This is a genomic window from Aliiroseovarius sp. D2-2 (genome assembly GCF_055809455.1).
The window spans coordinates 1,741,075-1,753,413 of sequence record NZ_CM147913.1 but is presented as its reverse complement, the minus strand read 5'-3'; the positions used below and the strand labels follow the sequence as shown (position 1 = coordinate 1,753,413).

At 53.8% G+C, this 12,339-nt stretch carries 12 protein-coding genes and 1 pseudogene; 7 read left to right on the top strand and 6 right to left on the bottom strand.

From position 1 onward, the window contains the following. Positions 1-11: 11 nt before the first annotated feature. Positions 12-1,115 carry a Gfo/Idh/MocA family protein gene (locus tag AC0L6A_RS08615; RefSeq protein WP_473289285.1) on the bottom strand — a complete coding sequence of 368 codons (1,104 nt, stop codon included), beginning with the start codon at positions 1,113-1,115 and terminating at the stop codon, positions 12-14. Positions 1,116-1,239: 124 nt separating this feature from the next. Between AC0L6A_RS08615 and iolD the strand changes: the two genes are divergently transcribed. The 6 genes and pseudogenes from iolD to iolG all read left to right on the top strand — a co-directional run bounded on the left by iolD (position 1,240) and on the right by iolG (position 7,597). After that, on the top strand, positions 1,240-3,111 hold the full coding sequence (gene iolD / locus AC0L6A_RS08610; protein WP_473289283.1) for a 3D-(3,5/4)-trihydroxycyclohexane-1,2-dione acylhydrolase (decyclizing): 1,872 nt from the start codon (positions 1,240-1,242) through the stop codon (positions 3,109-3,111). Next, the gene (locus tag AC0L6A_RS08605) at positions 3,112-3,951 is read left to right on the top strand and encodes a phytanoyl-CoA dioxygenase family protein (protein WP_473289281.1); all 840 of its coding nucleotides are present in this window, start codon (positions 3,112-3,114) and stop codon (positions 3,949-3,951) included. Then, a pseudogene (iolC, locus tag AC0L6A_RS08600) lies at positions 3,948-4,926 on the top strand (5-dehydro-2-deoxygluconokinase). The gene AC0L6A_RS08605 and the pseudogene iolC overlap by 4 nt, the downstream one beginning before the upstream one ends. Positions 4,927-4,936: 10 nt before the next feature. Further along, positions 4,937-5,779, top strand: a complete 843-nt coding sequence (locus AC0L6A_RS08595) for a 5-deoxy-glucuronate isomerase (protein ID WP_473289279.1) — start codon at positions 4,937-4,939, stop codon at positions 5,777-5,779. Next, on the top strand, positions 5,776-6,606 hold the full coding sequence (locus tag AC0L6A_RS08590; RefSeq protein ID WP_473289277.1) for a class II fructose-bisphosphate aldolase: 831 nt from the start codon (positions 5,776-5,778) through the stop codon (positions 6,604-6,606). Before AC0L6A_RS08595 ends, AC0L6A_RS08590 begins: the two co-directional genes overlap by 4 nt. Before the next feature lies 1 nt (position 6,607). Beyond that, positions 6,608-7,597 (top strand): inositol 2-dehydrogenase, encoded by a 990-nt coding sequence (gene iolG / locus AC0L6A_RS08585; protein WP_473289275.1) that lies wholly within the window; start codon positions 6,608-6,610, stop codon positions 7,595-7,597. Here iolG and AC0L6A_RS08580 read toward each other — a convergent pair. Then, the gene (locus AC0L6A_RS08580) at positions 7,586-7,849 is read right to left on the bottom strand and encodes a hypothetical protein (RefSeq protein WP_473289273.1); all 264 of its coding nucleotides are present in this window, start codon (positions 7,847-7,849) and stop codon (positions 7,586-7,588) included. The genes iolG and AC0L6A_RS08580 overlap by 12 nt on opposite strands. 21 nt (positions 7,850-7,870) lie before the next feature. Continuing rightward, complete coding sequence (locus AC0L6A_RS08575) at positions 7,871-8,740, bottom strand: LysR family transcriptional regulator (protein WP_473289271.1); 870 nt, start codon at positions 8,738-8,740, stop codon at positions 7,871-7,873. Positions 8,741-8,836: 96 nt separating this feature from the next. Here AC0L6A_RS08575 and AC0L6A_RS08570 point away from each other — a divergent pair, with 96 nt between their 5' ends. Then, the gene (locus AC0L6A_RS08570) at positions 8,837-10,144 is read left to right on the top strand and encodes an aminotransferase class I/II-fold pyridoxal phosphate-dependent enzyme (RefSeq protein WP_473289269.1); all 1,308 of its coding nucleotides are present in this window, start codon (positions 8,837-8,839) and stop codon (positions 10,142-10,144) included. 173 nt (positions 10,145-10,317) lie between these two features. Here the strand turns inward: AC0L6A_RS08570 and AC0L6A_RS08565 are convergent, their stop codons facing one another. The 3 genes from AC0L6A_RS08565 to AC0L6A_RS08555 form a co-directional block, all read right to left on the bottom strand. Beyond that, positions 10,318-10,959, bottom strand: coding sequence for a TPM domain-containing protein (locus tag AC0L6A_RS08565; protein WP_473289267.1), 642 nt, complete (start codon positions 10,957-10,959; stop codon positions 10,318-10,320). Beyond that, positions 10,959-11,621: a TPM domain-containing protein gene (locus AC0L6A_RS08560; protein WP_473289265.1), complete on the bottom strand. Its 663-nt coding sequence runs from the start codon at positions 11,619-11,621 to the stop codon at positions 10,959-10,961. Before AC0L6A_RS08560 ends, AC0L6A_RS08565 begins: the two co-directional genes overlap by 1 nt. A gap of 209 nt (positions 11,622-11,830) precedes the next feature. Then, positions 11,831-12,241: a VOC family protein gene (locus AC0L6A_RS08555; RefSeq protein WP_473289263.1), complete on the bottom strand. Its 411-nt coding sequence runs from the start codon at positions 12,239-12,241 to the stop codon at positions 11,831-11,833. Positions 12,242-12,339: the final 98 nt, after the last annotated feature.

The following is a 12,339-nucleotide window of genomic DNA, read 5'->3' as shown; positions in this document are numbered from 1 at the left end:
TTCTCCGATGCTCAGAACGTGTTGATATCTTTCCATTTGCCCTCGCGTGACGACGCCCAAGCAGCGGCAATCACGCGGTTAACATCCAATCCATCACGGAATGTCGGCCAAACGGGGTTTCCTGTCTCGATGGCCTGCAAGAAGTCGCGTGCCTCGATTATGATTTGATCCTGATAACCCGTCCCATGCCCAGGCCCCTGACAAAATGGCAGATAGTCAGGATGTGCAGGTCCGGTCAGGATTTTGCGAAAGCCACGTTCGGCTTCCGGGTCATCCATACGGTAGAGCCAAAGCGCATTTTGATCTTCCTGATCGAAACGGATCGCGCCTTTTGTACCGGTGATTTCATAGGCGTAGCCCATCTTTCGCCCAGTGGCGATGCGGCTGAAATACATCTGCCCCATCGCGCCGTTTTCAAACCGGCACATCATCTGAGCATGGTCATCATTTGTAACTTCGCCGCCCGGACGCACAGGATGCACGGTCTCGACCTCGGCCATGACGCGGGCAATCGGGCCCAAAAGCGCAAGCGCCGCATTGATCATATGTGGCGACAGGTCGCCCATTGTGCCGTTGGCCTCGCCGCTTGTTCGCCAAGTGGCTGGCGTTTCCGGATCAGCATAGAAATCTTCGGTGTGTTCGCCACGAAACCATGTCACGTCGCCAATCTCGCCCGCAGCAATCAGCTGGCGCGCATACTGGCTTGCAGGTGTTCGGATATAGTTGAAGCCGACCATATTTGCACAGCCGGATGCCTCGGCAGCTTCGACCATCGCATAGCTGTCTTGCAACGACGCACCAAGCGGCTTTTCACAAAACACGGGCTTGCCCAATGCAAAGGCGGCTTCGGCGGCTGGCCTATGCGTTGCTTGCGGAGTCGCAATGACAATAGCTTCAACGGCAGGGTCATTGACGAGCGTACGCCACTCATCTGTTGACCGACGAAATCCAAAGGCGTCGCGATAGCGCACGGCGCTTTCGGGCGAGGATGCACAAACCATTTCCAGACGCGGGCGTAGAGCCGTATTAAAAACGGCCCCCACGGCGGACATGGCTACAGCGTGCGCTTTACCCATATAACCACCACCAAGAATACCAATTCCGATCTCTTTCATGCTTCTGGGTTCCATTTTTGAAATTCAGTTTGCAACCGGTTGCAAAACTTGTATCTTGAGAATCGAAAACTCGCAAGCAGCATTCGGCAGATTGCCGATATTTTCCCAAAGGGTGCGCGCTGAAATGACTATTAAACAAGACACCATTCGATTGACCACGGCCCAAGCGATTATTCGTTGGCTTTCCAATCAGTTCATCATGATTGATGATGAAGAAATGCGCCTTTGTGGAGGCGGTTTCGGAATCTTCGGACATGGCAATGTGACCTGTATTGGTGAAGCACTGCACAACGCGAGGCAAGAGCTGCCGCTTTATCGTGGCCAGAATGAACAAAGCATGGGATTCGCCGCGACGGGATACTCCAAACAGTGGCTTCGTCAGCGGTTTTTATTTTGCACCGCAAGCGCGGGTCCCGGCACATCAAACCTTTTGACCAGCGCTGCGCTGGCGCATGCAAACCGCCTGCCTATGCTCCTGCTGTGCGGTGACACGTTCCTAACTCGCCTGCCCGACCCAGTGTTGCAGCAGATGGAGAACTTCAACGACCCGACCTTTGGCGTGAACGATGCATTCAAACCAGTTGTACGCTACTGGGATCGCATCAGCCACCCGGCGCAAGTGATCCAGTCCCTGCCCGCCGCGATCGCGACGATGCTCGACCCAGCGGATTGCGGCCCTGCCTTTCTTGGCCTTCCGCAAGATGTGCAAGGTTGGACATACGACTATCCCAAAGCCTTTTTTGAAAAGAAGGTCCATCGCATTCGCAGAGTCACGCCCGATGCAGATGAAATCATTGATGCCACGGCATTGCTAGCGGGCGCTGAACGCCCAATGATCATCGCCGGTGGTGGCGTCCAGTATTCGCGCGCGGTTAAAGAACTGACAGCGTTCGCCGAAACCCATCAGATCCCAGTTGTCGAGACCATTGCCGGGCGGGCAAATATGTTGGCGACACATCCATTGAACATCGGGCCGATTGGTGTGACGGGTTCAGACAGCGCGAACGCAATCGCTGAGAAAGCCGACGTAATTGTCGCCGTCGGAACCCGGTTGCAGGACTTTACGACAGGATCTTGGACAGCCTTCGCGCAAGATGCCCGCTTTATTTCGATCAACGCCGCGCGGCATGACGCAGGAAAGCACATGTCGTTGCCGGTTGTGGGCGATGCAAAGCTTTCGCTGACGGCGCTCAGTGACGCGGCCCAAGGTTACACGGGCCCCTCCAGTTGGGTGTCCACTGCACAAGAAGAGCGCACGAAGTGGGACGCCTACGTCGCTCAGAACGTCTCTTATGGCAACAAACCTAATTCCTATGCACAGGCCATCGGGGTCGTGAACGATCTTTGCGACAAACGAGACCGCGTTGTTGCCGCAGCTGGGGGGCTTCCCGCTGAAGTCACCGCAAATTGGCGCACGCTTGATATCGGAACGGTCGATGTCGAATTCGGGTTTTCTTGCATGGGCTACGAGATTTCGGGCGCATGGGGGGCACGCATCGCGCAAGCCGAACAGGAACCTGATCAGGATACGATCGTCTTCCTTGGAGACGGGTCATATATGATGATGAACTCCGACATCTACTCGTCTGTTCTAAGTGAGAAAAAGCTGATCATCCTTGTTTTGGACAATGGCGGCTTTGCCGTGATCAACAAGCTTCAAAACAACACCGGCAACGAAAGCTTTAACAATCTGCTGAAAGACTGCCCGACCATCCCTGCGCCTTTTGCGGTGGATTTCGAGGCACACGCCGCATCACAGGGCGCGATCGCAGAAACCGTTTTGAACCCGGCCGAGTTGACGGACGCCTTCAAGCGCGCCAAGGCCTCTGACAAGACCCATGTGATCGTCATGAAGGTCGACCCTTATGAGGGCTGGACCACAGAGGGACACACTTGGTGGGAGGTCGGCACGCCTCATGTCACGGACAGCGATCGTGTTCGTGATGCACATGAGGATTGGGAAGCCAGCCGTTCAAAACAACGAAAGGGAGTCTAAATGAAGCGCTTTAAAGCAGAGAACGCTAATCCGGCTGAGATTGTCGATGAGCTTCTGAACGGTGGCGGAGCTGTTGGTATTTCGGGGCTCTTTACGCCCGAAGAAGTTGCCCAGGCCCGTGCTATCGTGATGGAGCATTCTGAAACGGCTTCCGAGAAGGTAACCCACTTTCAAGGTTCCGCCGAGGAAGACGGCCAACTGAACCTACAGCGTCGCGTCTGGAACCTTTTGGCAAAGGGTGACGTGTTTTCACGCATGGCCGCCCACCCAAAACTGATGGAGATCCTTCGTGCATTTTTGGGCACCGAATTCATCATGGGGTCGATTGCCGCCAATCGCATTCTTCCGGGTGGTCCCGGTCAGGAACCACACGTGGATTATCCGTATTGGGACTATCACAAACCTGAAACGCATCCTGTGGGCTTCAACGGGTCTTTCCCGATGAATGCACAGGTTTCAGTTCTGTTGGACCCGTTCACAGAAGAAAGCGGTGCGACTGGATACTTCCCCGGATCGCAGAAAGAATTGCGCTATCCCGGCCCCGAAGATAAATTCTTTGATCACTGCGAACGCATGACGGGGGAACCCGGTGATGTAGCTTTGTTTTTTGGTGTGACTTGGCACTGTGCGATGCCCAACCAGGCTGACCACGACCGCAGCGCCATTCTTATCCAATACTTGCCCAAATGGGTGAAGCCGATGGAGGACATGCCCGCCGCGTTGCCCGCATCATTTATTGAACAGGCAAGTCCTGATATTCGCCAGCTGCTCGGTTTGAACTACCCCTACCCTGAAGTGCTGGATGCTGCGAAAGCCGGCAACACTGAGGGACGGAAATGATCCTAGAGGGCATCAAGAAACGCAATTTCCTGGTGATCGGGCGGGTTGGCATGGACTTGTCACCCGAACCGGCTGGGACGCGCACCCAAGACGCAGAACTCTATGATGGTTGCGATGGGTGGCAGCAGCGCGAATATCGCAGCTGGGTTGGTCAAGTTTGGCTGCAAGGCCGCCCTTGTGACCAGCGTTTCAGACGATGCAATCGGCTGGTATTGCGAAAACCAGCTGGACCATTATGGCGTAGACCGTTCTCATGTGAAACGAATATCCGGGGAAGAACGCACGTCACTTGCTGTCTATGAAACGCGGATCGACGAGCATCAAAGCGTAATCTACCGCAACAACGCAGCCGACTTCAAAATGACAGTCGCTGACATTGAGGCCATCGACTTCAGCCAATATGGCGCCTTGATCACCGCCGGAACCGTGTTTGCGGCAGAGCCATCTCGCTCCGCTGCATTCAGGTCCTTTGAATTGGCGCGGGATGCCGGTCTTCCGGTAATCTTCGACGTCGACTATCGCCCCTACAGCTGGCCGTCTGCCGACGTGGCCCAAGAGGTTCTGTCGAAAGCTGGCGAAATGTCAGATGTCATTATTGGCAATGACGAAGAGTTCGGCTTCATGGCTGGCGACATCACCAAAGGCTTGGACAAAGCCCGTGAGCTGGCCAAGTCCAGCGCATCGATGGTCGTTTACAAAATGGGGCCAGAGGGCGCCGTGACATTTGCCGAAGATCAAGAATTACGCACTGGCATCTTTCCGGTCTCCGCTTTGAAACCAACAGGAGCAGGCGACAGTTTCATGGCAGGAATGATGGCTGCACTGTCGGAAGGTCACCCCATCAAAGAAAGCATATTACGAGGGTCAGCCTGCGCATCGATCGTCGTTTCAAAACCCGGCTGCGCTCCCGCCATGCCCAACACCGCCGAGCTTGAGGCCTTTTTGGCGTCGCATACCGGCCCCACCGAAAGCTGAAAGGAAAGTCATGCATATCGCACCACATGACAACCAGAACAAACCTATCGTCGATGTCGACAATTCGCTTGTTCCGTTGAACTATTTCAACATCGTCAAACTGAAGAAAGGCGACGCCTTCGAATACCAGGTGCCCGGATATGAAACCTGCATCGTACCAGCCACCGGCACAATTGACGTTGATATTGAAGGTCAGGTTTATGCCTCGCTTGGCAACAGAACAGTAGATGTGTGGGATGGCGAGCCGGAAGGTGTCTATGTTCCAGTGGGCGCGAAAGTGACCATCACGTGCTTAACCGATGAAACCGAAACTTTCATTGCCGGTGCGAAATACGACAAGGTTCTGGACCCATTCGATATCCGCGCGGACGAACTGGACCTCGTGCAATATGGATCGGACGACACGAAAACCCATCGGAAAATCAAACACATTCTGGGGCAAAAGCAACACGACAAGGTCGGTCGCCTGCTGGTGAGCGAGCTTTATACCGTTGGTCAGGGTGGCTGGTCAGGTTTCCCGTCGCACAAGCATGACACAGACCGTTTGCCGGACGAAACACGGCATGACGAAACCTACAACTTCCGCTTCCGTCCCAACTATGGGTCTGGCGTCCAGATGCTACAGCGTGAAGACAACAAACCCGGCGACGCGTATCACATCATGGATGGTTCAACGATTGTTTTGGACAAAGGATACCATCCTTGTGCAGTGCTGCCCGGATACGAGATGTATTACTTCACGATCCTAGGTGGTTTGAGTCAGCGCTCGCTGGTCCAGTATTTCCAGCCGACGCATGCCGCGCAACTGGAAACCATCCCCGGCATCAAGGACATGATCGCGAAGTTCAAATGACACTTGCTACACTTTCTGAAGTGCTTCAGCCCGCTCTGAAGCAGGGATATGCCGTGGCCGGGTTGGTTACGTTGGGTTGGGAAGACATGCGCGCCTATGTTTGCGCAGCCGAAGCAGAGGGCGTCCCGGTCATCTTGCAAGCTGGCCCATCTTGCCGCGAGCACACGCCCCTACCGGTGCTTGGCAAAATGTTTCGATACCTGGCGGAAAACGCCTCGGTCCCGGTCGTTGCTCATCTTGATCACGGCTACACCGTCGAAGATTGCAAGCTGGCTATCAACAGTGGCTTCACGTCCGTCATGTTTGATGGCTCGCGCAAACCACTGGCAGACAATATCCGGGAAACTGCGGCCATCGTGGAAATCGCCCATGCCGCAGGCGTTTCTTGCGAAGGGGAAATCGGCTTCGTCGGCTATTCCGGAGGCGAAGGATCAGCTGGAACCGATCCACAAGAAGCCGCGCGGTTCGCCTCTGAGACCGGCGTTGATGCAATGGCGATCTCTGTCGGGAACGTGCATCTTCAGCAGGACAAAGAAGGCGGGTTGGACGAAGCCCGCATCCGTGCCATCGAGGCATTGACGGAAGTACCTTTGGTCATTCACGGCGGATCTGGCGTGCCGGTCGCACAGCGAACTTCACTTGCGCAGGGGTCGCAGGTTTGCAAATTCAATATTGGCACGGAACTGCGCATGGCCTTCGGTGACGCGTTGCGCGATGCGGTGAACCGAGACGCAGCTCGATTTGATCGTGTGGCGATCCTGAAAGAAACCCATGAACCTGTCATCAAAGCCGCGCGGCAGGTTTTGCGAGCTTTTAAAGGAGCTTGATATGTTGAACATCGGAATTCTGGGCTGCGGTCGCATTGGACAAGTCCACGCGCGCTCGATTGCACAAACTGAAGGCGCGCGGGTCGTCGCAGTGTCTGATGCTTTCGAAGCACCTGCCAAGGCGTTGGCAGCGACTTCTGGCGCACAGGTGTTGGATAGCAACGCGTTGATCAACAGCGCCGATGTCGACGCGGTGGTGATCGGGACCCCGACAGACACACATTACGACCTGATCCACCAAGCTGCTCAGGCTGGTAAAGCCATGTTTTGTGAAAAACCTGTGGACCTTTCTGCGGATCGTATCCGTGATTGCATCAAGGTTGTCGAAAAAGCTGGCGTGCCATTCCTGACTGCGTTTAATCGCCGTTTTGATCCGAACTTCGCGAATATACAATCGCGTATTGAGCAAGGTGAGATCGGTGACGTAGAAATTGTCACGATCCTTTCTCGCGATCCAACCCCCCCGCCGGTCAGCTACATCGAAAGCTCGGGGGGATTGTTTCGCGACATGATGATCCATGACCTCGACATGGCGCGCTTCATTCTTGGGGAAGAACCGGTCAATGTTTATGCTGTTGGCTCTGCGCTCGTTGATCCTGAAATCGGCAAGGCTGGCGATGTAGACACCGCGGCGGTCACGCTGACGACAGCATCCGGAAAGATCTGCCAGATTTCCAATTCACGACGGGCCAGCTACGGATATGACCAAAGACTTGAGGTTCATGGCTCGACCGGCATGTTGCGGGCAGAGAACAATCTTGAAAACACTGTCGAAGTCGCAAATTCAGCGGGGTTTCGCAAAGCTCCTGCGCAAAACTTCTTCTTGGAACGATATGAGCTGGCTTACCGCAACGAAATGACCCATTTCGTTTCTGCCATTGCGGCGGGCCGCAAGATTTCGCCCGGCATTTACGACGGCCTCCGCGCCCAAATGCTGGCGGACGCAGCAAGTGAATCCCTTGCGGCCGGACGCGCGATCTCAATCGACTAAGCTTAAAGGTGGTGGGTTTAGGGGGCCGATACCTGAACTGATTTTTGTCAGTTCTACGCCCTCGGTGTGCACTTCGCATTTGTCCATCGAGAACTTGCTCATAAGGACAGGCTGCAGAAACGTTTTTGCGTCCACCAGAATCTTCGTAGCAATGATCCACATTTCAACAGCTGGGTGTTGCCATTTACGCAAATCACCCTCGCCCAGCAAAGTAGATCTGTGGCCCAAAGCATTAAATGCTGTGTTCTGCACAATTGATCGCTTTGCAACAGGCTACTCAGATAGCAAACGGACAACTTGGTCTGTTTCGGGTCTCTGTCTGGAGCGATGTGGCACATCAATGAGAAGTGAGCGACCAGTCCCGCAGGATTTACTATGTGCAGGCACAAGCGAACCGGATGCAAGAACCTCGTCAATTAGACAGAGATGACCCATCAGGATGCCCGCGCCCGCCTTCGCCTCTTCAACTGCGAGGCTGTAGAGGGAAAACTGCGGACCTCTACTTGGATCGTTCAAAGGCACCGATGTCGCCTTGGACCACACGGCCCAATCATCCGACCAAGTTTGATCATGCAGAAGCGTTGCTGAGTAAAGCTCGGCAAGTCGATCTTTCAGCGTAGGCGCGCAAACCGGAGTTATCTCATCTTGGCAAACACAAGTCTGATCGGTTGTTCCATCCGGCACGCCAAAGAATACCGACAAATCAAATAGCTCTCGTGTAAGGCTTGGCGGTTCTTCAAGCGCGGTGACTGAGAAATTGACCTGCGGCAATTGCTGTCTGACCTTGCTTAACCTTTTCGGCAACCAAAGCTGCGCAACCGACGGAAGAGCTGCGATGTGAAAGTCGGCATTGGGCTTTAGGTTTCGCAAAGCTCGTGTGGCATCAGCCAGCTTGCCGAAGGCAGAGGTAAACTCTGACACTAGCGACTTTCCAGCCTCGGTAAGTTCAACGCCTTGGGCATTTCGGCGAAACAACGGCGTACCCGCCCAGCTTTCTAAAGTCTTGATATGTTGAGATATCGCCCCGGGCGTGACGTTCAATTCCTCGCCTGCGATGGCAAAGCTCTCATGACGCGCTGCAGCCTCGAAGGCGCGCATGGCGTTGAGGGGAGGTCCCTTAGGACGGACTGGCGTGACGCTCATACTCTTAGACTCAGTTTTTCTACGCCAAGAAATAGCAAATCTGCTTTGCGCTGTCATTGCTCAACCGGCAAGCTGGATCAAACGGAAGGATGAACAATGAAACTTGCACAGCGAAACTGGGTGCCCGTCACCAGCGAAACTTTGGTCCAAGACATTGCAGCTAAGACTGCGGCCGCATCTTCGACAGATGTGCTGGCCCGTATCGAACATCTTGCCGAGCAGAACCGTGTGATCCACGAGCAGGAATGCTTCAACCTTAATCCGGCTACCAATGTAATGAACCCCAAGGCCGAGGCGCTATTGTCCTCTGGCATCGGGTCGCGTCCTTCCTTGGGTTATCCCGGTGACAAGTACGAAATGGGGTTGGAAGCGATTGAAGAGATCGAGGTGATCGCAGCCCAACTTTGTGCTGACGTCTTTGATGCCCAATTTGCTGAGGTCCGCGTGCCCTCCGGTGCGATTGCCAACCTTTATGGATTTATGGCGACCTGCAAACCGGGTGACACGATCATCGCACCGCCTGCCTCGATCGGGGGCCATGTGACACACCATGATGCCGGTTGCGCCGGACTTTACGGATTGCGGACGATTGAAGCTCCGGTCAATGCTGATGGCTATACGGTCGATCTGAACCGGTTGCGCGAGATCGCACTGGCAGAGCGGCCTAAACTTATCACCATCGGTGGCAGCCTGAACCTGTTTGAACATCCGGTGGCCGAAGTACGCACAATCGCGGATGAAATCGGTGCGAAGGTCATGTTCGACGCTGCCCATCAATGCGGGATTATCGCCGGACGCGCTTGGTCCAATCCGCTGAACGAAGGTGCGCATTTCATGACGATGAGCACCTACAAAAGCCTTGGCGGTCCAGCTGGGGGTTTGATCGTGTCAAACAATCCCGAAATCGCCAGATTCCTCGATGCCATTGCCTTCCCCGGCATGACCGCCAATTTCGACGCGGCTAAGACGGCGGCATTGGCTGTGACGATGCTGGATTGGAAAGATTTTGGCGAAGCTTACGCGAAAGAAATGATTGCCATGTCGCAGGCGTTGGCTGCCGCACTGGACGCAAATGGCGTCACTGTCTTCAAGGGGGCAGATGGCTTTACCAACTCGCATCAGTTTGCAGTCTTGGCCGAACCATTTGGTGGCGGACAAGCGGCGTCCAAACAGTTGCGGAAGAGTGGCTTTTTGGCCTGCGGCATTGGTCTTCCAACATCCGCTGTGGACGGCGACATGAACGGCCTACGGATCGGCACGCCAGAGCTGGTTCGCTGGGGCATGACAGCAAGTGATGCCGCGCGATTGGCTGACCTGATCACCCGAGGCCTGGGGGGCGAACGCATCAGTTCCGAAGTTTCTGCCTGGAGACAAGAGTTCGACACCTTGCAGTTTGTTCATTGAGTGGAACAGGGACAGGCAGAAAATGCCGGCATTGTTTGACCGGAACACCCTGCCCCAGAAAAGAACATGCCATCCGCCACACCATTAAGCGTGAAGGGTTTTGGATGCGGTGATTGATGGGGTTATCGGCCCGATCGCAGAGGCCCGCAACTGAGCCAACCTCAAGCGATTACTCAACTCACATAGCTCGGCCCATCAAGTTCTATAAGATGGTTAGGCAACTCGTCTGCCTTTGCGCTCTTAACGGGGAAATGATTCACTAACATCTCTCCCGCGCCAGCAATTATCTCTAGGAATCCTCTCTCCAACTTGTGCCCCTTAATATCGTGGATGAAGTCAGCAACAAGTTTATCCCAATCCCCTTGCTTGACCTTTTCATTGATACCCTTGTCGGCGACCACCGTCACAAATTTCTCATCCCATGACACAAAAATCAGGATGGCACTGCGCAATTTGGTTTCATGTAGCTGATGCCGGAAAAACTGCTCGGTGGCGTATCTTTGGCAATTTTGTTGCTTCAACAATTTCGGTGTCAGTTTGTGACCAAGCGGCGTGAAGACAAACAAGCTCGCGAGGAGCATGAACAGAACTGTCTGATGCGTGAATGTGATGCCAAACTCGGTAAATGGCTCGAGTATAGGCATAAAAAGCGCCATTGTGGACGCCATGAACAACGGGAAGAGTACGTAGCGCGCAGATCGACGGGTGACGAGACAAACAAGTTCGCTCTCACAATGCCGTTCGACCTCGCTAATGCTGTCGCGGATCTTAGCTTTTGAGTTCTCATCAATTCTATTCATCTGGGTTCCCATCATCACCAACTTCCCGAAGCTCCGCCGCCACCAAAGCTGCCACCGCCACCTGAAAATCCGCCCGAAATACTTCCGCCAAATCCAAGTAATCTACCAATTACAAACAATGGCAGAAAGATAAGGTGTAGGAATTTTTCCCAAGGGAGCTTTTCGCGATACTCACCGCCCAAAGCCTCGAGAATGGCCTTGTGACCCGCTACAATTCCTGCTTGCAAGTCTCCATCGCGGAACTTGGGAAGGATCTCATTGTCAATAATTCTCTGAGCAGTCGCATCACTTAAAACATCTTCAAGACCTAGCCCAACTTCGATGCGTACCTTGCGCTCGTTGGGTGCCACCAAAAGCAGGACACCATTATTCTTGTCTGATTGACCGATACCCCATTTATTCCCCAACCATCGTCCGTATCTCTCAATTGTCCAACCGACCAAAGAATTTACGGTCACCACGACAACCTGATTTGAGGTCTGCTCTTCAAACCTCTTTGCGTTTGTTGTCAATGATTGCTCAACTGAAGCACTGAGCACACCAGCTTGATCCGTGACCCAATATTGGGTCTGCGGTGCATTTGTCGGTTCTTGCGAAAAGGCCCCTGTAGAGAGGAAAAGGGGCAGAAAAAGCGCTACAAACAGTGCTTTTGTGAAAAATCGAAGTGGCTCTGGCATTTGGAAAACTCATTTAGCGCGCGATTGGTGGTTCGAAATCAATTTGCGTGCAATTGTCAGGTACAAAAGCGGCAATTTTTTGTTTCTGTGCAAATACGTTTTATGTACTTAACCGTGTATGGGTATCTATTGCCTAGGGCGATCATTGGCGCAATTGCAGCGAACGTCATTTCAACTGCAATTCAGACCAAAAAAATGTTCCGGACTGATCATGTAAAAACCCCGTCCATATCCTTGAACCCCTTCACCTCAATCGGGTTGCCCGAGGGGTCGCGAAAGAACATCGTCCATTGCTCGCCCGGTTCACCGATGAACCGTCCAGTTGGTGCGATCACCCACTCGACGCCCGCGGCCTCCAACCGGTCCGCCAGCGCGCGCCAGTCGTCATAAGCCAGAACCACGCCGAAATGCGGCATCGAGACCATGTGCGCACCAACCTTGCCGGTGTTTGCGGTCTCAAACGGTTTGCCCAGATGCAAGCTGAGTTGATGGCCAAAAAAGCTGTAATCGACCCAAGTTTCAGTGGAACGCCCTTCTGTGCACTCCAGTACATCTCCATAAAAGCTTCGTGTTTCGTCTAAATCCAAGACATTTATGGCTAAGTGGAAAGGTGTCAGCATCACAGGTCTCCAGAACATTTTTCCGAAACTCATATCAGAAGCGAAACAATTGACCAGTCTTGTCACGCAATGTGACCTTGGTTCCAAACACGAAGCCA